The organism is Collinsella aerofaciens, from assembly GCF_040915545.1.
Lineage (GTDB): Bacteria > Actinomycetota > Coriobacteriia > Coriobacteriales > Coriobacteriaceae > Collinsella > Collinsella aerofaciens_BE.
Genome location: NZ_JBCPDH010000017.1, coordinates 1 through 21,529 on the forward strand (window position 1 = coordinate 1; position 21,529 = coordinate 21,529).

Sequence of the window (21,529 nt, forward strand, 5' to 3'; positions counted from 1 at the left end):
TTCGAGACGGCGCCGACCACGCAGTCGACCCCCAGGCCGGAGAGCCTCTTCTGCAGGTCGAAGCCCGTGACCCCGGACTCGTACACGCACCTGGCCCTGGGGTCCACGGACCGCACCCACCCCGCGACGGCGCCGGCGTCGTAGCCGAAGGTCGCGCAGCGCACCTCCCCGGTCATGACGTCGAGGGAGACTGCCTTTATCGAGCGGGCGTGGACGTCGAGGCCGACGAAGGTGGTAGTATCGAGCATGGGAGCCCCTTCCATGAATGCGGCGTGGCCGCCGCGGCTGAATTAGACACTCACCATTGTCGGCCTAATCCGCGGTCTTTCATGCAGCAGGGGCTCTCAATGTTTTTATGTCCTGCTCATATCGTCTGTGCCGGCACTTTGGGACACTCCTTGTCAGAAGAGGGATGCAAGGTGCTCGTCCTTTACTTTACTGAGATAAAGTGAACGTGTAGATTCGTAACCCACTCGCAACCGTTCTATGGCACGATATTGAACGAATGTATGCTATGCGCCCAAATCTTTTGGGCAGAGTGGGGGACAGTATGGTCAAGCTGTACGAGGACGGCATCTACCTGCGTAACGGCAGCGAGGTTGTGCCTGAGGCCGAGGCTGCCGAGCGCGGTATTACGCAGACGCCCGAGGATGCCAAGCGCGGCACCATCGCGTATTCGATCCTCCAGGCACACAATACGTCCGGCGACCCCGAGGCGCTCAAGATTCGCTTCGACGCCATGGCGAGCCACGACATCACCTTTGTCGGCATCATCCAGACGGCGCGCGCCTCGGGCATGGAGCAGTTCCCGCTGCCCTACGTGCTCACCAACTGCCACAACTCGCTGTGCGCCGTGGGCGGCACCATCAACGAGGACGACCACGTCTTTGGTCTCTCGGCTGCCAAGAAGTACGGCGGCATCTTCGTCCCGCCGCACATCGCCGTCATCCACTCCTTTATGCGTGAGAATTTCGCCGGCTGTGGCAAGATGATCCTGGGCTCCGACTCGCACACCCGCTATGGTGCCCTGGGCACCATGGCCGTGGGCGAGGGCGGTGGCGAGCTGGCAAAGCAGCTGCTGCGCGACACCTACGACGTTGCCTATCCCGGCGTCGTCGCCATCTACCTCACGGGCGCCCCGCGCCCCGGCGTCGGCCCGCACGACGTGGCGCTCGCCATCATCCGTGCCGTCTTTGCCAAGGGTTACGTTAAGAACAAGGTCATGGAGTTCGTGGGCCCCGGTATCGCGAGCATGACGACCGACTACCGCAACGGCGTCGACGTCATGACCACCGAGACCACCTGCCTGTCGAGCATCTGGGCCACCGACGAGGACACGCACGCATTCTTGACCATGCACGGCCGCGGCGACGACTACCGCGAGCTCAAGCCCGCCGATGTCGCCTACTATGACGGCTGCGTCGAGGTCGACCTGTCGAGCATCAAGCCCATGATCGCGCTGCCGTTCCATCCTTCCAACGGCTTTGAGATTGACGAGCTTAACGAGAACCTCGAGGACATCCTGCACGAGGTGGAGCTCGAGGCTGCCAAGATCGGCGAGGGTAAGACGCACTTTAGCCTGCTCGACAAGATCGTCGACGGCAAGCTGCACGTGCAGCAGGGCGTTATCGCCGGCTGCTCGGGCGGCAACTACGACTCCGTGGTCCAGGCTGCCCGCGTGCTCAAGGGCGCCAACACCGGCTGCGGCGAGTTCTCGCTGTCGGTCTATCCCACGAGCCAGCCCGTGGCACTCGAGCTCACGCGTCGCGGCTACATCTACGACCTTATGGAGGCTGGCGCGATCGTGCGCACGGCGTTCTGCGGCCCGTGTTTCGGTGCCGGCGACACGCCCGCTAACAACGGCCTGTCCATCCGCCACACCACGCGCAACTTCCCCAACCGTGAGGGTTCCAAGCCGGGCAATGGCCAGCTGAGCGCGGTGGCCCTGATGGACGCCCGCTCCATTGCGGCGACGGCTGCCAACGGCGGCGTCCTGACGCCGGCGACCGACCTGCCCGAGGAGACCTGGGACGAGGCCTGCGAGTACACCTTTGACGACGCGCCGTACAAGAAGCGCGTGTACTGGGGCTTTGGCAAGGCTGAGCCGGCCGACGAGCTGGTCGAAGGCCCCAACATCAAGCCGTGGCCCGCGATGGAGCCTCTCGGCGACGATATCCTGCTCAAGGTGTGCTCCAAGATCATGGACCCGGTCACCACGACTGACGAGCTCATTCCTTCGGGCGAGACGAGCTCCTTCCGCTCCAATCCACTGGGCCTGGCAGAGTTTACGCTGAGCCGCCGCGACCCGGCCTACGTGGGCCGTTCGAAGGAGGTCGACGCCGTAGAGAAGCGCCGCGTTGCCGGCGAGGCAGCAGGCGACCTGGCGGCACTCGATGCCGAGCTTGCCGGCGTGTTTGAGGCACTGGCCGGCGCGGGTGTCGCTGCCGACGCCAGGGCGACCGAGTACGGCTCCATGCTCTATGCCAAGAAGCCCGGTGACGGTTCTGCCCGCGAGCAGGCCGCGAGCTGCCAGCGCGTAATTGGCGGCCTGGCCAACATCGTCCACGAGTACGCCACCAAGCGCTATCGCTCCAACGTGATGAACTGGGGCATGGTGCCCTTCCAGATGGAGGCCGAGCCCAGCTTTGAGGTGGGCGACTACGTCTTTGTGCCGGGTATCCGCGCCGCGCTCGACGGCGACCTGAAGGACATCGCCGCTTACGTGGTCCGCGCCGATGGTGCGGTCGAGCAGATTGAGCTCTACATTGCCGACATGACGGCAGAGGAGCGTGCTATCGTCAAGGCCGGCTGCCTGATCAACTACAACAAGTTCAAGGCCGCTGCCGAGTAACTCTGCTGTACGCCCCTGCCACACCTTTCCCTCGTGCTCACGCGCTTCGCGAGGGTCGCCCGAGGGAAAGGTATGGCCGGGGCTACCGCGACGTTCTCGTTGGGTCTTGAGGGACGCTAATAAATAGACTTGCTTGATGCCGCCTCTGTTATCGGGGCGGTTTCTTTTTGTCGAAAACCACCACGAAGGGGACAGGCACCTTTGTGGCGGTCCCGTTTGTCTCGACCTGTAACATCTGGGCCCCTATTTGACGAGCGGTTGTTACAGATTGAGACAAACGATCGCCGCTGATCATTTCATCTCAATCTGTAACATCTAAGATCGAAAAGAGCCGCTAGATGTTACAGATCGAGACAGTCGAGTGCCAGAGTCGAAAACCACTACAAAGGGGCCTGTCCCTTTCGTGGTGGTGGGGCGAGCTCGATGCTGCCGTGCTCGTTGAACGACATTCTAATGAGCGTCTCTACAGAATTTCATCTGGGCTGGCGGGTTTGGTTGTTTTGGGGATGCCGAGTTTGGATGACGCGAAATCGTCAACATTGTCCTTAATTCCGTCTTTGGTGTAGACGGTGACCATATAGGTGCTGTGTCCGAATTCGCCCTTGTCGCGTGTTGCCCAGGCATCCCAGTAGGCGGCCCTGTTTCGCCCTTTGATTTTTCCGACACGGCGGAGTTCTGTTCGCTTTAATTTCTGGTTGCTATAGATGGTTCGACCGGCCTCCTCGGTGAGCCCGCACTGTCCAAGCATCTTGTCGAGGACTTGGTTCATGTGGCGCTCATCGGTGTTTGGTGCGTAGTCGTAGGCAAGGCCGATGGAGTCGAGTGGCTGGTCGTCGATTAGATAGTTTAGCGCCTGAGGTCCAAGGCAGAAATAGGGGGAGCATCCGTCGATCTGACCGAGCAACGGTAACTTGGACTGCCAAAGTCCGGTGGGAATTGCATATTCGTAGAACACGCCACGGCAGACAAAGGAGAGCGAGGTGGCACGCGAGCCGGCGTCGATCATCCCGCAAAGATCGAAGGGCGAGGCGATACCAAAAGAAAAGGGCGTGATGACGATAAGGAAGAGCATCACGATGGGTATGGCGAGAATGGCGATGACGTTGCGACCGGTGGAATGAGGCGGCTTCATATGCGCTCCTCGAGACAAAGATCTGTTGAGGATAGGCAGAAATGGATATGTTCAGAGAACAATTCAAGTTTAATCTCATGGCGCGAGATAGTCGACCGTTAGCGTCGAAAACCACCACAAAGGTGCCTGTCCCCTTTGTGGTGGTGAGGAGCGCGCGGCTTCTTTTGGTAATAGTGTTAGCTGGCGGTATCATTAGTGAAGGTGGCGAAGGTTTGCATTGTGGGGTGTTTTGCCGTGAGCCGTTCTGCCCGTATTGGATTGATTGTCTTGGCGCTTGCGATCGCTGTGGTTGGCGCGGGCGCTGTCGGTATGGCATTTCTACCTGCTGCGGTGACGGAGCCGGTAGTCAAGCCTGTGACTCAATCTGTCGAACTTCTGACCGGCGACGACAAGCCCGAGGCCATTACCGTTGATTTTGATGAGCAGCCGGCTGTGCTGGGTATTAGCAATTATCCGCGTATTCAGCTTGGGGCCATGCGCTATACCACGGATACAAGCCTGATCGATAGGGCGTCCGAGCTACTCAAGGGCAAAACCTTTAAGCGCTGGTACGGATATGCGTCCTATCGGGCAAAAGCGAACGACATGGTTGGCGGATGCCACTCTTCCATCGAGCTGGACACTGCAAACGGCGCAAAGTTGTGTGATGTCTCGTACGATCCGGGCTACGAGGGCAATGAGGGTCCGGGCATCTACATCATGGACGGCGATGTCGCCTATGTCATGGAGGGCGACCAGACCGAGCTCAACGATTTTATGGGTCAGTGTATCCAAGATGCCTATAAACAGACCTGCTTGCCTGACCCGCAGACTGCACGCGATAGTGGGTCTGCCCGTACATGGCTGTTCGAGGATGAGATGCTCTGGACCGTCGAATCGGGAAGTATGGGTTCGGCGAAGGAGTAGAGACCGCGACCACCACAAAGGTGCCTGTCCTCTTTGTGGTGGTTTTCGGTCTGTCTCGATCTGTAACATCTTGGCCGCTAAAAGTGGGCCTGGTGTTACAGATTTAGATTTTCGATTCAGGTGTCTTCTGTTCGTCTCGATTTGTAACAGATAGAGCCCTATTTGCCGATTAGATGTTACAGATTGAGACAAACGGGCGCCGCTGAACAATTCGTCTCGATCTATAACATCTGGAGCCGGAAACGGTCGATAGATGTTACAGATTGAGATAGTTAGGGGACGAGGCCGCAGCGGGCGAGCGTGCCTGCCCCCTATCACTTAATCACTCAGAAAATCTTATATATAGAGACTTAGATTTGTGTATAAGATTGTACAAAGCTGGCAACAATACTTCTCGAACAACGTGAAGCCGCCCCGTAGGGCGGCCGCCCCAAGAGAGGTGATTCCATGAGAATCGATAAGCTAGCAATGACGTCGCGCGAGGCGTTGCAGACCGCCATGAGCACGGCTGCCGACGCGCAGGCCGGCGCGGTGGAGCCGATTCACCTGCTGTCCGCCTTACTCGGTGCCGGCGAGCGCAATATCTCCGTGATCATCGAGCGCATCGGTGCCGACCCGGCCCAGCTCGCGCGTTCCACGCAGGATGCCATCGACCACGCGCCCAAGGTTTCGGGCGAGGGTCAGCAGATGGGCCTGTCCAACGAGCTCGTTCGCGTCATCGAAAAGGCCGAGAAGAAGGCCACCAAGATGGGCGACAGCTTTGTGGTGACCGAGCATCTGCTGATGGCACTTGCCGAGGACAAGGGCGAGGCGGGCCGCGTGCTGCGCGACGCCGGCGTCACAAAGGAGCGCATCGAGCAGGTCTACGAGGAGCTGCGTGGCGATGACCGCGTGACGTCTGCCGAAGACAAAACCCAGTTTGAGGCCTTGGAGCAGTACGGCCGCAACATCTGCGACCTCGCCCGCGCCGGCAAGCTCGACCCGGTCATCGGCCGTACCGACGAGATCCGCCGTACCATCCAGGTCCTGTCCCGTCGCACCAAGAACAACCCCGTGCTCATCGGCGAGCCGGGCGTCGGCAAGACGGCCATCGTCGAGGGCATCGCCCAGCGTATCGTGGCCGGCGACGTGCCGAGCACCCTGCGCGACCGCGACCTCATCGAGCTCGACATGAGCGCGCTGGTCGCCGGCGCCAAGTACCGTGGCGAGTTCGAGGACCGCTTGAAGGCCGTACTCAAGGAAGTCCAGAAGTCCGAGGGCAAGGTCATCCTGTTCATCGATGAGCTCCACACCATTGTGGGCGCGGGTGCCACCGAGGGCTCCATGGACGCCGGCAACATCCTCAAGCCGGCGCTCGCCCGTGGCGACCTGCACGCGATCGGCGCGACCACGCTCGACGAATACCGCAAGTACATCGAGAAGGACGCGGCGCTCGCCCGTCGTTTCCAGACCGTGATGGTGAGCGAGCCTACCGTCGAGGACACCATTTCGATCCTGCGTGGCCTGAAAGAGAAGTACGAGATCTTCCACGGCGTGCATATCACCGATAGCGCGCTCGTGGCAGCTGCCGACCTCTCCGATCGCTACATCGCCGACCGCTTCCTGCCCGACAAGGCCATCGACCTGGTCGATGAGGCGGCAAGCCGCCTACGCATGGAGCTCGACAGCATGCCGGTCGAGATCGACGCCACCACGCGTCAGCTCACCCAGCTTCAGATCGAGGAGCAGGCGCTCATGAAGGAGACCGACGACGCCTCCAAGGAGCGCCTGGAAGCTCTGCGCCAGGAAATCGCCGAGGTCCAGGAAAAACTCAACGTGCAAAAGGCCGGCTGGCTCAACCAAAAGAACGCCATCGACCACGTGCAGGAGCTCAAGGGACAGCTCGACGAGGCCAAGAGCGAAGAGGAGCGTGCGACGCGCAACGGCGATTTGGGTCGTGCGTCCGAGCTGCGCTATTCCGTGATCCCGGGTCTGCAGCAGCAGATTCAGGATTCCGAGGCCGCGCTCGAGGCGCAAAAGCAGCAGGACGGCGAGGGCCTCAACGAGCAGGTGACCTCCGACGAGATCGCCGAGGTCGTGAGCGCCTGGACCGGCGTGCCCGTCTCCAAGATGATGCAGGGCGAGCTCGACAAGCTGAAGGGCTTGGAGGGCGAGCTGCATAAGCGTGTCATCGGCCAGGACGAGGCGGTCTCCGCTGTCGCCGCGGCCGTGCGTCGCAGCCGTGCGGGCCTCTCCGATCCGGACAAGCCCATTGGCAGCTTCTTCTTCCTGGGCCCCACCGGCGTGGGTAAGACCGAGCTCGCCAAGGCGCTGGCCGAGTGCCTGTTCGATGACGAGCGTGCGCTCGTGCGTATCGACATGTCCGAGTACATGGAGAAGTTCAGCGTCCAGCGTCTGATCGGTGCGCCCCCGGGATACGTGGGATACGACGAGGGCGGCCAGCTCACCGAGGCCGTGCGCCGTCGTCCGTACTCCGTGATCTTGCTCGACGAGATGGAGAAGGCTCATCCGGATGTCTTTAACGTGCTGTTGCAGGTGCTTGATGACGGTCGTCTGACCGATGGCCAGGGTCGCCAGGTGTCCTTCAAGAACACGATTATCATCATGACGTCCAACGTGGGCTCCAAGGCCATCGCCGATCTGTCCGGTAAGGACGAGGAGGAGATGCGCCATCAGGTCGACGCTGCCATGGCTCAGACCTTCCGCCCCGAGTTCCTCAACCGTATCGACGATATCGTGGTGTTCCATCCGCTCGGTATGGCGCAGATCGAGAAGATCGTCGACATCCAGCTCGCCGACGTCCGCGCGCGTCTGGCCAAGGAGCGCATGACGCTTGCCATCACCCCGGCGGCCAAGCAGATGCTCGCCGTGGGCGGCCTGGACCCGGTCTTTGGCGCCCGTCCGCTCAAGCGTCTGGTTCAGCGCGAGGTCGTGGATGCCATCGCCGCCGCTATCATCGACGGCACGGTGCGCGAGGGCGATCAGGTGACGGTCGATGCCGACAAGGACGGCGGCTTTACCGTCGTGTGCGACAACACGCCGGCGGCCACCTACGAGGTCCCCGACGCTGAGTAGATTTTTGGGGCCGGCTTTAAAACCGCCCCTCATCGCAAAACGCCAAGGGCGGCGGATCCAATTGGGTCCGCCGCCCTTTTTCGTGCGACAATCGATGATGTTGAGCATGAGTACATGGCAAGGAGATATGCAGATGAACGTCGAGATCAAGACGAACACGCCGGCGACTAACGCCGCGTCCGCCGCACCAAAGCCCGCACCGAAACCGGCGCCCAAGCCGTGCGACCCCTACATTCGTGCCGAGAACGAGGACGATGACGGTTACGACCCCTACAGCGACCGACGCCCCGAGCGTGAGCCGATGTTCGAAGCTGACCCGTGGCGCTAATTGCATCAAGTAGCTAATTTGGCGATGATTTTCTGGGACGGGGTAGTCAAAAAAGTCCCGTCCCAAATCGACTGTCCAGGGAGTCGCATTCGAGCTTGGTTGTCCTCTCAGCCACTCGGCATCCTTCGAGCAGTAATAGTGAAAAAACTTGCTTAAGTGTTAATCAAGTCAGATATAATCTTGCTCTCTAATTAATCAAGAATCACTATAATTTTGATTAGCTAGAGAGCAAGATTGGAGAATAATGGCATTCAACGACTTGATCGCCCAGAAAATAAAGGACTTTGAACAGCAGGGGGTTCCGCAGGTCTTTGAGCGAGACCTTGATCTAGGAAACCCACAGGAGCCAAAGCGCGACAACATCGTAAATGTGATTGTGGGGGCCCGCCGTTGTGGAAAGACGTATCGCCTGTATCAGGAGATGCGGCGGCTTCAGAGCCGGGGCGTCGAGCTTGACCGGATGCTTTACTTCAATTTTGAGGATGAGCGCTTGCGCCCGTATGAGCCATCGCTGCTGGCGGACGTGCTCGACACGTTCTATGCGCTGTATCCTGTTGCTCGAACCGAGGGCGCTTACATTTTCTTTGACGAGATCCAGGAAATTCCCGAATGGGGTGCGTTTCTGCGGCGTGTAGTCGATACGGAGAAAGCGACCGTCTATGTGACGGGATCTTCTTCTAAGATGCTGTCCTCAGAACTTAAGAGCGAGTTCAGGGGTCGTTCTCTTGTGCGAGAGCTTTTTCCGTTGAGTTTTTCGGAATACGTTCGATATAAGACGGGGAGCGTTCTCGAGCCAGATGCGACCTTTTCCCCGAGCGATGCAGCGCTGCTTCGACATCATCTGATCGGGTATCTTGAACGAGGGGGATTCATTGCGACACTTGAGCAGACGCCTGCAGACGCGATTCAGCTGCTACAGGAATATGCTTCGCGAACGGTCGCCATGGACGTCGTTGAACGTTACGACGTCAAGAACCCTCGCCTGGCATCGCTGTTCTTGACGCGGTGTATGGCATCTTCGGGACGAGAGCTGTCAGTGAACAAAGTGTACAACGAGTTCAAGAGCAGACAGATACCCGTCAGTCGTAATTCGCTTAGCGATTTACTTGAGTATTATGAGGACGCCTACCTGTTATTTTCTGTGCCGGAGTTCACGCGTTCACTGGCAAATAACATGCGGTCTGCGTCTAAGGTCTACGCTGTCGACCCTGCGATGTTTGGAGCATTCTCTCCCGCATCAGCATTGGACCAGGGCCAGAGGCTCGAGACCGCAGTGTTCAATGCGCTAAGAAGAAAGACTCCCGCGGTGAGGACCGGCTCGGTCTGCCGCCTGCTGATCAAAGAGAAGAGCAAAAGCCATGAGGTGGACTTTGTGGCTGGGGACGCGCTTCTCATGCGGGCTTATAGCCTGATTCAGGTGAGTGCGGATATGGCACGTGAGAAAACGCGCGAGCGCGAAATTGCCGCGCTTGATGCCTCGATGGCCCAGTTCGATCTTGGCGAGTCGGCAATCGTTACCATGGATGAACAGACCGATATTTCATGCGAGCACGGTGTGGTCCACGTTGTGCCCGCATGGAAGTGGCTCCTTGCCTAATCATCTATGGACCTGTGGGGTCAGGACCTCCTGGCTCCCTCATCACGGTTGGGGAGCACCTTGCTGCGCCAGGCTAGTCCTGGGTTTTGATACTCGGCAGCAGGATCTGCGCGAGGTAGTCGGTTTCGAGCTTAGTGGCACCATCGGCCTTGCCGTCTTTACCCACCAGGTCGTTCTTGATCTGGCTATACGTATAGCGGTTGCCGGTCGTAAGCTCGACAAGCTCAATGGCCGTGTCCATGGGGTAGGTCGACACTGGATCCTGGGTGCGCCCGTTGATAGTCTGGGGCACCACGTACGGATAGACGGGGCCGCTGGCATAGACGGTATAACCGTTGCCCAGATTGGCCGCACCCAAAACCGTATCGCCCTCATCGGGCGTAAAGCTCTCGCCCTCGCGCACCGCGACGAGCGTCACGATCGGCGTATCGCTGTCGCCGTCCAGATAAATGCACAGCGTGTTGCCGTTTTGCCAGGTTGCGACCTTGCCATACCACTCAACCGGAATATCGAGCTGATACAGGTCCGTTGCCTTATGCCGAGCATCGGCATCGCGCGCGGCCTGCGCTTCGCTCGCGCTCACGGCATTGACGGCGGCGTCGCGCCGCGCGGTTGCCGCCTGCTGAAGTATCTTGGCGGCCGCGGCGGAGCTCGCACCGCCTTCCTCGGCATACTTGGCGGCGGCATCGATCTGGTCGTCAGTCACCGTGTCGGCCGAAGGCACCTTGAGCTTAAAGGTGGCCTGGGCACTTAAATCCTGTCCATCGCTCTTAACGGCGACCTGCGTCTTGGTGGTCGGGACGGTATAGATGGTGCCGTCGGCCGCGATGGGGGAGGCGGCGATGGAGAGCGTGTAATCGCCGGGCAGCAGTTTGATGCCGCGGCCGCGCTCGTCAACGTAGAGCGTTTCGCTCACGGAAGAACCGTCGGAATCTTGTCCGCTCACCTGCACGGGAATCTTGGAGCCAGTTGAGCAGTCGAGGCCCGCGGCATGCACGCCAATCTGCACCGACATCATGGTATGGGCGTTTGCGGCAAGCACGGCAGCCTGCTCTTGTTGATATCCGTTCCAGGCAGCATAGCCTGCGCCGCCGGCAACAAGCGCGACGGCTACGACGCCTGCCACCATCAGGTTGCGGCGCTTGGGCGACATCTTACGGTGACGAACCTCGGCTTCGCGTGCCGAAGGAACGGACGGTAGGGGAATATCGCCCATGGCGATGGTCTCGTCCACGGCAGGCGCAGAGCCTAAGCCAGGGAGCTCGCGGGTCAGCGAATCTTCGGCCGGCAAGTTGTCGAGCAAGATGGTTTCCTCGCTCGTGTCGGATCCGGGCTGGTCGTCGGCCTCGCTTTCGGTGTCTTCGTGATCTGCCTCATCCTCGGCAGGCTCAACGTCGCCTGTATCCTGATCATCGGGCTGCGCCTCGATTTCCGGCTCATCCTGCACATCAACGCTCGAATCGTCAAACGCAACATCGTCAAGCGAAATCCGGTCTAGGCTCTCCAGGGCCTCGGCACACGCTTCTGCATCTTGGGCCGCATCCTCTTGGCCCATCGTCTCATCATTCATACATCCCCCAAGCTCAATATCGGGACAACACTGTACCCAAAAACGGGACCCCATAGAGCCGCCTCATGATTTGAAATCCGATTTTATATATGCGCATGTTTTTGAATAGATGAATAGAGACGCAACGACAAAAGCCCCCGAAAAGCGAGCGAAACGCTTTCCGGGGGCTCTGCGAGGCATTGGATGAAAAACCTGGCGGGCGGGCCTATGCCCAGGCGCCAACAGCGACCAACATGTTACTCGGCGTGAGCGTAATCGACCTTGGCGCGACGAGCGGTGGCCTTCTCCCAATCGCTGGTGCCCTCAAAGACATCCTGCTTGTAGGGATTGCGGCCGAGCTTCTTGGCGCGGTAGGCGATGTAGATGATCGCGGCGACGTTGGCGACCAGCGCGGCAATCGAGACCGCGGTGGCGGCGCCGGGGTCGAGCGTGGAGTGGGTCACAAAGATGGACTCCTCCTGGAAGTAGGGGAACACCTGGGCAAACATGCACCAAATGGCCAGCGTAAAGGCGCGGTTCTGGATCCAGCCGCCCTTGTTCCAGATAAAGGCAGCGACGGTGGGCGCCAGCAGCAGCGCAAAGCCGCAGAACCAGGAGTGGGTGGGCAGGCAGTTGTAGGTGTAGCAGAAGTTCCAGATATCGTAGGCGATGATGTAGACCCAGGTCATGTCGGGCCACAGCATATCGGTCTTGTCCTCGGAGGCGTAGACGCTCCACCAACCGGTCATGCAGAAGATGTTGATGATACCGGCGATGCCGTTGAACACGTTGTTCCAGCCGGCCAGCTGCGTGGCACCTTCGGAGGTGACCCAGGTGGACTGGCCCAGGACAAAGAAGTGATAGGCGCTCTCAAAGTCGGACACGACAGCGATCATGATGTTGATGGCGACGATCACAAACGGCCATGCGCGGAACCAATGCGCCTTGCCGATCTTGCCCCACTGGTACTTAATGGCAATGAAGCCCCAGCAACCGGCCAGCGCCGCGTATACCTTGGCGTAGTGGAACCAGCTGTTCTGGTACACATGGGTGGGGTTGGTGAGCGCCCACTCGGCGCCTTGTGAGACGCCCACGGCGATGGCGACGCAGTAGATGGTCATGGCCAGCGGAGCCACGCCAAAGATGATGGCCGCGCCCAGCTTGGTGCGGCGGCCGACCTCGTTGAGCACGATCAGGCCAATAAAGACCATGGCCCAGCCGGCCCAGTGGATAAGGGTATCGCTACCCCAAACATCGAACAGCATGCTGCTCTCCTTTCACACGCCCGCGGCCCCTCTTCTGATCGCGGGCAGTTTGGCCAAATGTCGTCAGTCCTGGGGCTTGCGCTCCGGATACTTGGCGGTATAGCCCTCGATGTGGAGTGTCGAGGCGATGATTTCCTTGACTGTCTCGTCGGGCACATCGGGGTGCGTGCGGATATACATCAACAACCCCATGATGAGGGTGTAGAACGTCTCGTAGACATGGTCGATGCGTAGCTCATGATGGGCGACAAAATACACCACGGTGGTGTCGCAGATATATTGCGCCACACGCTGGACCACGTTGTGCAAAAAGCCGCCGTAGAGCGCGCCGCTGCTTGAGGTGAGCGTACTCGGCAGCTCGTGGCCGCTGGCGACCAGGCGCTTAAAGAGCGGGGCGACGGTGTCGAGCGCGCCCTCGATATCACCGACGGTGCGGTCGGCGTTCCACTGCTCGAGTTCGGAGATAAAGCCGTCGATCGCCTCGTCCATAACAGAGGTGACGGCGGCGTCCATGTCGGCGAAGTAATGGTAGAACAATGAACGCGTGCAGCCGGCTCGCTTGGTCACGGCCGATACCGATAGGTGGGACACGCCCAGCTCGGAGCTTACGGTGCGCACGGCATCGAGGATCTCGCGACGGCGTTCGTCGCCCGTCAGGCGCTTTGCCGCGCTATCGGATGCGGGGACGGCATCGACTACAGAGGTACCTGCTGTGTTGTTGCCCATGTTTTGCCGCCTTTCATCCTCTTTTGCCTGACCGTTCGCCTAACAGTCTTGAATATTGTTGACGGTTCGTCAATACTATTTTTGACACAATGTCAACAATGGCGGGTGAACGGCATGGGGCATGCCCGGCCTGCAAAAAAAGAGGGGCGCTGCGGCCTCGTCGGGCTGTGGCAAGAGAAGGGACAACCATGATTCTCAACGGACCGGGGATTAGCTACACCGAGCCCGACATCGGTTCGGAGTTCGTGCCGCCGCTGCCGGAGCATCCGCGCGAGGCCATCGTCAAGCTGTGCGAGCACTGCACCAACCGTCTGCTGCATCGCGACGAGCTGTTGGGCTACGAGTACTGGTCGTTTGCCGAGGCCGCGACCGACGAGCAGGCCGAAGTGCTCTGCAAGATGAAGATGCGCCGTCCCTATACGCTGCCCGAGATGGCCAAGCTCACCGGCATGCCCGAGACCCAGATCGAGAAGATGCTCGACGACATGAGCTACACGGGTCTGCTCGAGTACAACTGGGAAAACCCCGAGCGCGCCAAGCAATGGGTGTTGCCCATGCTGGTGCCGGGTTCTGCCGAGTTCCTCAACATGCGCGTGAGCCAGCTCGAGGAGCACCCGGTCTATGCCAAGTTCTTTGAGCAGGCGTCCAAGGGACCGCTGTCCAAGGCCACGCCGATGGTGCCGCCCGGAGGCGCCGGCATCGGCATGCACGTCATTCCGGTCGAGAAGGCCATCGACGCCGCGAGTACCTCGGTGCCGATCGAGCATATCGAGCATTGGCTCGACAAATACGATGGCAAATATGCCGCCAGCACCTGCAGCTGCCGCGCGAGCCGTCACGTGATGGGTGAGGGCTGCGCCGACGACCCGGCCGATTGGTGCATCGCCGTGGGCGATATGGCCGACTACGTGGTTGAGACCGATCGTGGCCATTACGTGACCCGCGACGAGGTTTACGACATCTTGCGCCAGGCCGAGGACAACGGCTTTGTGCACCAGATCACTAATATCGACGGCGAGAACAAGATCTTCGCCATCTGCAACTGCAACGTCAACGTGTGCTACGCCCTGCGCACCTCGCAGCTGTTCAACACGCCCAACCTGTCGCGCTCGGCCTATGTCGCTAAGGTCGAGAAGGACAAGTGCGTGGCCTGCGGTCGCTGCGTCGAGGTGTGTCCGGCCGGCGCCGCCAAGCTGGGCCAGAAGCTCTGCAGCAAAAAGGCCGGCGGACAGGTGCCCGAGTATCCGCGCCAGGAGCTGCCCGATGCCACCAAGTGGGACCACACCAAGTGGTCGCCCAACTACCGCAACGACAACCGCATCGAGACGCATGAGTCCGGCACCGCTCCCTGCAAGACGGCCTGCCCCGCGCACGTTGCCGTTCAGGGCTATTTGAAGCTCGCGGCTCAGGGTCGCTATGACGAGGCGCTGGCACTCATTAAGCGCGAGAACCCGCTGCCCGCTATCTGCGGCCGTGTGTGCAACCGCCGCTGTGAGGATGCCTGCACCCGCGGCCGTGTGGACGCCGCCGTGGCCATCGACGAGGTCAAGAAGTTCATCGCCCAGCGCGATCTGGATGCCGCGACCCGCTACGTCCCGCCCGTGGTGACCCCGACGCGTGCCGGCGGCTTCGACCAGAAGATCGCCATCATCGGTGCCGGTCCGGCCGGCCTGTCCTGCGCTTTCTACCTGGCCGAGAAGGGCTACAAACCTGTCGTGTTCGAGAAGAATGAGTGCCCGGGCGGCATGCTCACCTACGGCATTCCCAGCTTTAAGCTGCAGAAGGATGTTATCGAGGCCGAGGTCGAGATCATTCGCCTGATGGGTGCCGAGTTCCGCTATGGCGTGGAAGTCGGTCGCGACGTGACGCTCGACGAGCTGCGCGCACAGGGCTTTAAGGCCTTCTACGTTGCCATTGGCTGCCAGGGCGGCCGCCTCGCCGGTATTCCGGGTGAGGATGCCGAGGACGTGGCCGTGGCCGTCGACTTTTTGCGCGAGGTCAACAGTGGCAAGATCGACGCGCTGCCCGGCCGCACCATCGTGGTGGGCGGCGGCAACGTGGCTATCGACGTCGCGCGCAACGCCTGCCGTCTGGGCTCCGAGCACGTTGAGGTGTTCTGCCTGGAGAGCGAGGCCCAGATGCCCGCCAGCGAGGAGGAGCGTCGCGAGGCCGTTGAGGACGGCGCCCACATCAGCTGCGGCTGGGGTCCCAAGGAGGTTCACCTGGACGAGACCGGTCGTGTGTGCGGTATCACCTTCAAGCGCTGCACGCGTGTCTTTGACGACGAGGGCCGTTTTGCGCCCGAGTACGACGAGAACGATCTGCGCCGTGTCGATGCCGACCGTGTCGTCATGTCGATTGGCCAGTCCATTGTGTGGGGCGACTTGCTAGCTGGCTCCAAGGTGGAGCTCGGCCGCGGCCAGGGTGCCCTTGCCGATCCTCAGACCTATCAGACCGCCGAGCCCGACATCTTTGTAGGCGGCGACGTCTACACCGGTCCGAGCTTTGCCATCGACGCCATTGCCGCCGGTCACGAGGCCGCCGTGTCCATCCATCGCTTTGTGCAGCCAGGCTCCACGCTCACCATCGGCCGCAACCAGCGCCACTACACCGCGCTCGACCGCGACGACGTTGTGCTCGAGAGCTACGACAACGCGAGCCGCGAGGTTGCGCATGTGGACCGCGAACGCGAGAAGGCTGCGCCGTTTAGCGAGTATGTTGAGACCTTTACCGAGGAGCAGGTGCGCGCCGAGACCGCCCGCTGCCTGGGCTGCGGCGCCTCGATCGTCGACCCTAACAAGTGCATCGGCTGCGGCCTGTGCACCACCAAGTGCGCGTTTGACGCTATCCATCTGTATCGCGACCGCCCCGAGTGCTCCACGATGGTCAAATACGAGCAAAAGCTCCCAAGCCTGGGCAAGTACGCGCTCAAGCGCGCCATCAAGATTAAGTTCGGTCGCAAGTAAGTAGCCATAACGGGAACGGCGGAAGAAAAAGTGCATGAATTGGGGATCGTCTATCACATCATTCGCGATGTCGAGAACGTGGCGCGCGCCAATGGCGTGCGTCGCGTTTCGAGCGTCACGCTGCTGCTGGGCGAGGTCTCGGGCGTCGTTCCCGACTTGCTACTCGACGCTTGGCGCTGGGCAGCAGATAAAAAGCCTATCGCGCAGGGCGCGGAGCTTATCGTGGAGCCCGTCGAGGCCGTGACACATTGCGAGGCGTGCGGCCGCGACTACGCGACGGTCGAGCACGGCAAGACCTGTCCCCATTGCGGTAGCGGCGAGACATACCTGCTGCAGGGCCAAGAGGTCATGATCAAACAGATCGAGACCCCCGACGAGGACCCGGCAGACGCTGCTCCTGACGGCCTCTCCGACGTCCCCGACGCCGTCGACGCCGCCAACCCCCTCCACATCGCCTAACATCCAATGACTACATGGGCTAGAGTTCTAAACATATTTGCTTCGGTTAGTCAAGTCATGTCTGTTTAAACAAAATGGTGGCACGCAGACGCATTGGGATCCACCTAAAAGAGGTCTTAACGAACAGTGCACCTTTATATGTCTTTGAAAGCAATCAGCAAATCATGTTTTAGCAGGCAATAAGCTGTAAACCGGCAACGTAATCAATTTGTAACAAATTTAGACGTTTAAACAAATAATCCAACCATTTGCGAATTTAGCTATAATTCCACAATCCAAACAGGTATACTCCTTTCATGTCATGTAGGAAATACGTAGACAAAAAGGAGGTTATGTGATGGTAAGTATTGTTCTTGCTAGCCACGGGGACTTGGCAGCTGGAATCAAGCAGACGGGCTCGATGGTCTTTGGCGATCAGCCGTCTGTTGCCGTGGTCTCGCTCGAGCCGAGCATGGGCCCCGACGACTTCCGTGCCAAGGTCGAGGAAGCAATCGCTTCCTTCGAAGACCAGGAGCAGGTGCTCTTCCTCGTTGATCTGTGGGGCGGCACGCCGTTCAACCAGATCAGCGGGCTCATCGAGGGCCACGATTCCTGGGCTATCGTCACCGGTGTCAACCTGCCTATGCTCATCGAGGCATATTCGCAGCGCTTTGACGCAAAGAACACTGCACATGCGATCGCAAAACATCTCGTGACTGAGGCTAAGGCTGGCGTGCGTGTCAAGCCCGAGTCTCTGGAGCCCGAGGAGAAGAAGCCGGCTGCGGCCGCCGCTGCTCCTGCAGGCGCCATCCCTCCGGGAACGGTCATCGGCGATGGGCACATCAAGATCGCCCACGTCCGTATCGACACCCGTCTGCTTCATGGCCAGGTGGCCACCACGTGGACCAAGCAGATCAACCCCAACCGCATCATCGTGGTTTCCGACGGCGTTGCTCACGACGAGCTCCGCAAGACCATGATCGAGCAGGCTGCCCCTCCGGGAGTCCATGCCAACGTCGTGCCCATCAAGAAGATGGCCGAGGTCGTCAAGGACACGCGCTTTGGTGACACCAAGGCCATGCTGCTCTTTGAGAATCCGCAGGATCTGCTCAAGGCCATCGAGGCCGGCGTCGACATCAAGGAAGTCAACATCGGTTCCATGGCTCACTCCAAGGGCAAGGTCGTCGTCACCAATGCCGTCGCTATGGGCGATGACGACGTCAAGACTCTCGAGGCCCTTAAGGCCAAGGGCGTCAAGTTCGAGGTCCGCAAGGTTCCTTCTGATTCCTCCGAGGATCTCGACGCCATGTTGAAGAAAGCTAAGGCCGAACTGGCCGCTCAAGCATAGTAAAGGAGGGTCCGATACATGTCTGCAATCACTATTCTGCTTGTTGCGATTGTCGCGTTGCTTGCCGGTATGGAAGGCATTCTGGATGAGTTCCAGTTCCATCAGCCGCTCGTGGCATGCACGCTTATCGGTCTCGTAACCGGTCACCTTCAGGAGGGCATCCTCCTGGGCGGTTCGCTCCAGATGATGGCCCTTGGCTGGGCTAACGTCGGCGCCGCCGTCGCGCCTGACGCCGCTCTGGCCTCGGTCGCTTCTTCGATCATCATGGTGCTCGCCCTCAACGGTGGCGCCACCGACTCGGCCAAGGCCGTTACCGCCGCTATCGCCGTCGCCGTCCCGCTGTCGGTCGCTGGTCTGTTCCTGACCATGATCTGCCGTACCCTGGCCACCGCTATCGCTCACGCCATGGACGGTTGCGCCGAGAAGGGCGACTTCTCCGGCATCGAGCGCTGGCAGTACGCTGCCATCCTCATGCAGGGCCTTCGTATCGCCATCCCGGCAGTACTTCTGTGCATCATCCCGGCTGAGGCTGTTACCAACGCGCTTAACGCTATGCCCGACTGGCTGTCCGGCGGCATGGCTGTCGGCGGCGGCATGGTCGCTTCCGTCGGTTACGCCATGGTCATCAACATGATGGCCACCAAGGAGACCTGGCCGTTCTTCATCCTCGGCTTTGTCCTTGCTGCCATCCCTCAGCTCACGCTGATCGCCCTTGGTCTCATCGGCATCTCCCTTGCCCTCATCTACCTTGGCCTTAAGGATCTGGCCAAGCAGGGTGGCGGCATGGGCGGCGGCTCCGGTGACCCGCTCGGCGACATTCTGAACGATTACGAGTAGGAGGGGAGTGATACATATGGCAGAGAACAAGATTCAGCTCACCAAGGCTGACCGCAAGAAGGTTTGCTTCCGTCATCAGTTCCTTCAGGGCTCGTGGAACTACGAGCGTATGCAGAACGGCGGCTGGTGCTTCGCAATGATCCCTGCGATCAAGAAGCTCTACACCAGCAAGGATGACCAGATTGCCGCTCTTAAGCGCCACCTGGAGTTCTATAACACCCACCCCTATGTTTCCGCCCCCGTCATTGGCGTTACCCTCGCTCTCGAGGAGGAGCGCGCCAACGGTGCTCCGATTGACGACGTCGCCATTCAGGGCGTCAAGGTCGGTATGATGGGCCCGCTCGCCGGCGTCGGCGACCCCGCCTTCTGGTTCACCCTTCGCCCGATTCTGGGCGCTCTGGGCGCTTCCCTGGCCCTGTCCGGTAGCATCGCCGGTCCGCTGCTGTTCTTCTTCGCGTGGAACATCATCCGTTACGCCTTCCTGTGGTACACGCAGGAGTTTGGCTACAAGGTCGGCTCCTCCATCGCCAAGGACCTCTCCGGCGGTCTGATGGGCAAGGTCACCGAGGGTGCATCCATCCTGGGTATGTTCATCATCGGCGCCCTGGTCGAGCGCTGGGTGTCCATCTCCTTCACCCCGGTCGTCTCCAAGGTCACGCAGTCTGCTGGCGCCTTTATCGACTGGGCTAACCTGCCCTCCGGTTCTGAGGGTGTCAAGGAAGCACTGACGATGTATAACTCCATCGGTGCTAACGCCCTTGATCAGGTGAAGGTCACCACGCTTCAGGCCAACCTCGATCAGCTCATCCCCGGCCTTGCCGCCGTGTGCCTGACCCTGCTGGTCTGCAAGCTCCTCAAGAAGAAGGTCAGCCCGATCGTCATCATCCTGGCTCTCTTCGCCATCGGCATCATCGGTCGCGTCTGCGGCTTCATGTAAGCACGTTTCGGCTTAAGACCGAGAATTGCTAGGCAAGGGCTTTTGAGCCATTGAAACGGACCGCACCCGGTGGGTACACTGGATGCGGTCCGATTGTTTTATTTGGAGGGCGAGGCGCGCATGGCGCAATCTCAGAACAGCACGGTCGATCTGGCAACGCCGGCAACCTGCCTGATGGGGCTTACCAGCCACGGCAACGTGATGGTGGGCAATAAGGCGTTCGAGTATTACAACGAGCGCAATCCCGAGGATTATATTCAAATCCCGTGGGATGAGGTCGACTATATTGCCGCCGAGGTTTTACGCGGCACCAAGAAGATCACGCGTTTTGCCATCTTCACCAAGGACAACGGTCACTTTACGTTTTCGACGCGCGACGACAAAGAGACGCTTCGTGCTGTCCGCAAGTACGTCGACGAGGATAAGCTTGTGCGTTCGCCCGACTTTATCGATGTGACGGCCAAGGGCGCCAAGAGCATCCCCTCCGTTATCAAAAACCTCTTCCACAAAGGTAACTAGTCATTAAAGAGCGCCCCCCAAAGTGGGACGCAGTTTCCCATGGGGCTCGATTGGGAAAGTGCATCCCAGTTCGAGCGCCGATTCCGGGATGTAGTTTCCGGAACGGGGTCGTTTGGGAAACCGTGTCCCGTTTCGAGCCGAAATTCTGGGACACAGTTTCCAGCGAGGTCCCATTGGGAAAGTTTGACCCAGAATTTGCCTGGATAGTGGGACACACTTTCCGGAGGGCTGTTCCACCGCAACTTCGAAGAGTGGCTATACGCTGTATTACAACGGCGTAAATCTGCTACACTAGTACAACATGCCTCCGTAGCTCAGGGGATAGAGCACCGCTCTCCTAAAGCGGGTGTCGACGGTTCGAATCCGCCCGGGGGCACCAGAAGATTATGACGGCGTCGCGAGAGCGGCGCCGTTTCTGGTTGTTCAAGACTTTAGTCTGCTGGCCGCGCAGCGGCCAGCTTTAAACCACCCGCTACGCGGGTGGAGACGAACGGCTTTACAAAGCCACCCCTCCGACCGATATTGACGATTGTTCAGGCCGTCAAGAATTCGAGTCGAAGGGGTGGTCGCCATGGCCCAGAAGGCCTACAGCCTTTCCCACACGAAGTGGATGTGCAAGTACCACATCGTGTTCACGCCGAAGTATAGGCGCAAAGTGATCTACAACCAAATCAGGAGCGACATAGGGGAGATCCTCAGGAAGCTGTGCGAGTACAAGGGGATCGAGATAATCGAGGGGCACCTGATGCCCGACCACGTGCACGTGCTGCTGGCGATCCCGCCGAAGTACAGCGTCGCGAGCGTCATGGGCTACCTGAAGGGGAAGAGCTCGCTGATGATATTCGACAGGCACGCCAACCTCAAGTACAAGTTCGGCAACAGGAAGTTCTGGGCGGAGGGCTACTACGTGTCCACCGTCGGCCTGAACGAGGCGACGATCGCCAAGTACATCAGGGAGCAGGAGTCCCACGACATCGCGCTGGACAAGCTGAGCGTGAAGGAGTACGAGGACCCCTTCAAGAGGGGGTGATCCTGCCGGTTCGACCGGCGCGCCA

16 protein-coding genes, 1 tRNA gene and 1 pseudogene are annotated in these 21,529 nt (G+C 59.9%); 13 read left to right on the forward strand and 5 right to left on the reverse strand.

Annotation, left to right across the window (positions count from 1 at the left end):
- Positions 1-248 (reverse strand): annotated as a pseudogene (locus AB5202_RS06525) (IS110 family transposase); the annotation flags it as partial.
- A gap of 302 nt (positions 249-550) precedes the next feature.
- On the opposite strand from AB5202_RS06525, the gene AB5202_RS06530 reads away from it, so the two are divergent.
- Positions 551-2,851, forward strand: coding sequence for a hydratase (locus tag AB5202_RS06530; protein ID WP_368143975.1), 2,301 nt, complete (start codon positions 551-553; stop codon positions 2,849-2,851).
- Between the two features lie 463 nt (positions 2,852-3,314).
- Here the strand turns inward: AB5202_RS06530 and AB5202_RS06535 are convergent, their stop codons facing one another.
- Positions 3,315-3,983: a hypothetical protein gene (locus AB5202_RS06535; RefSeq protein ID WP_349105321.1), complete on the reverse strand. Its 669-nt coding sequence runs from the start codon at positions 3,981-3,983 to the stop codon at positions 3,315-3,317.
- Between the two features lie 234 nt (positions 3,984-4,217).
- Here AB5202_RS06535 and AB5202_RS06540 point away from each other — a divergent pair, with 234 nt between their 5' ends.
- From AB5202_RS06540 to AB5202_RS06555, 4 genes are all read left to right on the forward strand, one after another.
- Entirely contained in the window at positions 4,218-4,889 is a 672-nt protein-coding gene (locus AB5202_RS06540) for a hypothetical protein (protein WP_368143974.1), read from the forward strand.
- A 447-nt stretch (positions 4,890-5,336) separates the two neighbouring features.
- Positions 5,337-7,964 carry an ATP-dependent chaperone ClpB gene (gene clpB, locus AB5202_RS06545; protein WP_238057912.1) on the forward strand — a complete coding sequence of 876 codons (2,628 nt, stop codon included), beginning with the start codon at positions 5,337-5,339 and terminating at the stop codon, positions 7,962-7,964.
- Between the two features lie 133 nt (positions 7,965-8,097).
- Complete coding sequence (locus AB5202_RS06550) at positions 8,098-8,292, forward strand: hypothetical protein (RefSeq protein WP_342996958.1); 195 nt, start codon at positions 8,098-8,100, stop codon at positions 8,290-8,292.
- Positions 8,293-8,536: 244 nt separating this feature from the next.
- The gene (locus AB5202_RS06555) at positions 8,537-9,889 is read left to right on the forward strand and encodes an ATP-binding protein (RefSeq protein WP_195622186.1); all 1,353 of its coding nucleotides are present in this window, start codon (positions 8,537-8,539) and stop codon (positions 9,887-9,889) included.
- 73 nt (positions 9,890-9,962) lie between these two features.
- On the opposite strand, the gene AB5202_RS06560 is transcribed toward AB5202_RS06555, so the two are convergent.
- From AB5202_RS06560 to AB5202_RS06570, 3 genes are all read right to left on the reverse strand, one after another.
- Positions 9,963-11,459: a hypothetical protein gene (locus tag AB5202_RS06560; RefSeq protein ID WP_368143971.1), complete on the reverse strand. Its 1,497-nt coding sequence runs from the start codon at positions 11,457-11,459 to the stop codon at positions 9,963-9,965.
- Positions 11,460-11,695: 236 nt separating this feature from the next.
- Entirely contained in the window at positions 11,696-12,703 is a 1,008-nt protein-coding gene (locus AB5202_RS06565; protein ID WP_227790330.1) for a DUF5692 family protein, read from the reverse strand.
- 63 nt (positions 12,704-12,766) lie between these two features.
- Entirely contained in the window at positions 12,767-13,429 is a 663-nt protein-coding gene (locus AB5202_RS06570; protein ID WP_368143969.1) for a TetR/AcrR family transcriptional regulator, read from the reverse strand.
- Between the two features lie 188 nt (positions 13,430-13,617).
- On the opposite strand from AB5202_RS06570, the gene AB5202_RS06575 reads away from it, so the two are divergent.
- The 8 genes from AB5202_RS06575 to tnpA all read left to right on the forward strand — a co-directional run bounded on the left by AB5202_RS06575 (position 13,618) and on the right by tnpA (position 21,504).
- On the forward strand, positions 13,618-16,395 hold the full coding sequence (locus AB5202_RS06575; RefSeq protein WP_368143968.1) for an FAD-dependent oxidoreductase: 2,778 nt from the start codon (positions 13,618-13,620) through the stop codon (positions 16,393-16,395).
- A 30-nt stretch (positions 16,396-16,425) separates the two neighbouring features.
- Positions 16,426-16,854: a hydrogenase maturation nickel metallochaperone HypA/HybF gene (locus AB5202_RS06580; protein ID WP_161115190.1), complete on the forward strand. Its 429-nt coding sequence runs from the start codon at positions 16,426-16,428 to the stop codon at positions 16,852-16,854.
- A gap of 337 nt (positions 16,855-17,191) precedes the next feature.
- Positions 17,192-18,181 carry a PTS sugar transporter subunit IIB gene (locus tag AB5202_RS06585; protein WP_006235196.1) on the forward strand — a complete coding sequence of 330 codons (990 nt, stop codon included), beginning with the start codon at positions 17,192-17,194 and terminating at the stop codon, positions 18,179-18,181.
- A gap of 18 nt (positions 18,182-18,199) precedes the next feature.
- Positions 18,200-19,018 (forward strand): PTS mannose/fructose/sorbose transporter subunit IIC, encoded by an 819-nt coding sequence (locus AB5202_RS06590; RefSeq protein ID WP_055285302.1) that lies wholly within the window; start codon positions 18,200-18,202, stop codon positions 19,016-19,018.
- Positions 19,019-19,034: 16 nt separating this feature from the next.
- Positions 19,035-19,955, forward strand: a complete 921-nt coding sequence (locus AB5202_RS06595) for a PTS system mannose/fructose/sorbose family transporter subunit IID (RefSeq protein WP_022094170.1) — start codon at positions 19,035-19,037, stop codon at positions 19,953-19,955.
- Between the two features lie 120 nt (positions 19,956-20,075).
- Positions 20,076-20,474, forward strand: a complete 399-nt coding sequence (locus AB5202_RS06600) for a DUF956 family protein (RefSeq protein ID WP_006235193.1) — start codon at positions 20,076-20,078, stop codon at positions 20,472-20,474.
- A gap of 303 nt (positions 20,475-20,777) precedes the next feature.
- A tRNA-Arg gene (locus AB5202_RS06605) sits at positions 20,778-20,853 on the forward strand.
- Positions 20,854-21,045: 192 nt separating this feature from the next.
- The gene (gene tnpA / locus AB5202_RS06610; protein ID WP_055287554.1) at positions 21,046-21,504 is read left to right on the forward strand and encodes an IS200/IS605 family transposase; all 459 of its coding nucleotides are present in this window, start codon (positions 21,046-21,048) and stop codon (positions 21,502-21,504) included.
- Positions 21,505-21,529 lie beyond the last annotated feature (25 nt).